At 50.6% G+C, this 1,818-nt stretch carries 1 protein-coding gene; it reads left to right on the plus strand.

Annotated elements, in window-relative coordinates; all coding sequences use genetic code 11:
• Window positions 1–154 precede the first annotated feature (154 nt).
• Window positions 155–1,666, plus strand: a complete 1,512-nt coding sequence (locus BQ7480_RS17455) for an IS1182 family transposase (RefSeq protein ID WP_083581734.1) — start codon at window positions 155–157, stop codon at window positions 1,664–1,666.
• Window positions 1,667–1,818 lie beyond the last annotated feature (152 nt).

Raw genomic sequence — 1,818 nt, forward strand, 5'->3', positions numbered from 1 at the left:
AAAAAGAGGCTGTCTCAAATTGAAATATAATTTGAGATGGCCTTTTTTGTGTCTGCAAAAAAAATCGGGCAAGCCCCAACTTCGCTCAGTCAGGACTTGCCCGTCTCCCTAATTTTTTGTATCTTAGGGAATCAAGCAATATATCCCAAAGATAATGTTTAAAAACTATACCTCCAACGATAATCTGCTTTTACCTCCGTGTTTAGGCGATTTTATTCCCCAGAACGACCCGGTCCGGGTTGTTCACCGTATCATTGAACAGATCAGCCTGGAAGAACTTTACCGCAAGTACTCCGTCAAAGGCTGTCCGGCCTACCATCCCCGCATGATGCTGCAGATTCTGGTATATGCCTATCTGCGCAACATCTATTCCAGCCGCCGCATCGAAGAGTTTTGCCGCAATGACATCCGCTTCATGTGGCTGACCGGCAATGTGACTCCTGACCACAACACCATCAACCGTTTCCGCAGCAGTCGGCTGAAGGATGTGCTCAAGACCGTCTTCGCCACCATCGTGAAGTTCCTCGTGGCGGAGGGCTTTGTAAGTCTGGACGTGGCCTGCACCGACGGGACGAAGATGGAAGCAAACGCCAACCGTTATACGTTCGTCTGGGGCAAGTCCATCCACACCCGCATCTCCAGAATCGCGGAACAGCTTGAGGAAATATGGCGGTACGCCGAGTCCGTCACCAAGCAGGAGTTGCGCGACTCCGCTCCCGTCACTTACCAGGACATCACCCCCGAGAAGGTGGAAAGGGCGCTGGAGCAGATACATGAAGCCTTGGAGGGAACGGATGCGGACCGGAAAGTGAAGGCCAAGGTTCGGCGCGTGAGGAAGGCATGGCCCGAACAGCTGAAGAAATATGAATCCCAGGGAAAGATTCTCGATGGGCGCAACAGCTACTCCAAGACAGACCCCGACGCCACGTTCATGCGGATGAAGGAGGACCACATGAGGAACGGGCAGCTCAAGCCCGGATACAACCCGCAGGTCAGTACCAACAGACAGTTCATCCTGAACTATACCCTCCACCAGTGTGCCGGTGACACCTCCACCTATCCCCTGCACATGGAAGACTTCCATTCCCTGTACGGCAGATATCCTGACGTGTCCGTCTGTGACGCCGGATACGGAAGCGAGGAGAACTACCTGTACGCCTTCAGGCATGGCATTGAAACCTTCATAAAGTACAGCTATTTCCACAAGGAACAGAAAAGGAGCTTCAGGAATGACCCGTTCCTGTCTGCCAACTTTTACTATAATGAAGAAACCGACGGGATGTACTGTCCGATGGGACAGAGGATGAAAAGACTCTCCGATGTAAAGCGGACGACGGACAACGGTTTTGTACAGACCATCTCAAGGTACAGGGCCCGGAACTGCAAGGGCTGCCCGTTAAGATGCCGGTGTCACAGAAGCCGGTCGGAAAGGATTGTGCAGGTAAACCACAGGCTGAGGAAAATCAAGGAAAGGGAACGTGAGAAACTCCTTTCTGCGGAAGGTCTTAAATACCGGAGCCAGCGGCCGCAGGATGTGGAAGCCGTATTTGGAAACCTCAAGAACAACAAGCACTTCAAGAGGTTCCATCTCCGTGGACTGAAGAAGGTGGAAATTGAATTTGGCCTGCTGGCCATAGCGCATAATCTTGCAAAAGTAGCCTCTTAGGAGGCTTCTGACCAAGAAAAAACCGTTTAAAGCGATGAAATCTGTAGAAAGAAACTTGTAAATTCCTTTTTTTGAGAAAAATCCAAACGACTTCAGTCTGATATGAAACGACAGAGGCCATCTCAATTCATTTTGAGACAGCCTCTTTTTTT

This window comes from Bacteroides mediterraneensis (assembly GCF_900128455.1).
Taxonomy (GTDB): Bacteria; Bacteroidota; Bacteroidia; order Bacteroidales; family Bacteroidaceae; genus Phocaeicola; species Phocaeicola mediterraneensis.

Excerpts from the sequence above, each read along its gene's own strand:
- BQ7480_RS17455 (WP_083581734.1), top strand. The coding sequence starts at position 155 with ATGTTTAAAAACTATACCTCCAACGATAATCTGCTTTTACCTCCGTGT.